Here is a 250-nt window from a genome sequence, read left to right on the forward strand (position 1 = left end):
GGCGCAGCGCCCCACCTCAGCACCAGGTTCTCGCCCTGCCAGCGCAGCGAAGCGTAGTTGCTCCAGAACCCGATGGCCTCGGCGATCGCGGCCGCCGGAGAATCGGTGATGAGCACCCGGTCGAGGTCATCAACGGAGATCAGGCCCGCGCCTGCCAGCTCCTCGATCACGAAGCGCGCGAACCCGCGCCAATACGTGCCGCCCGCGCGATCGAGCAGCACGATCGGCATCGGCTCCATCTGGCCGGTCT

General features: G+C 68.8%; 1 pseudogene. It reads right to left on the minus strand.

Annotated elements, in window-relative coordinates:
• Window positions 1-230, minus strand: a pseudogene (locus tag AMS65_RS00235) (Rossman fold protein, TIGR00730 family); the annotation flags it as partial.
• Window positions 231-250 lie beyond the last annotated feature (20 nt).

It is taken from the genome of Leucobacter celer subsp. astrifaciens (assembly GCF_001273835.1).
Lineage (GTDB): Bacteria > Actinomycetota > Actinomycetes > Actinomycetales > Microbacteriaceae > Leucobacter > Leucobacter celer.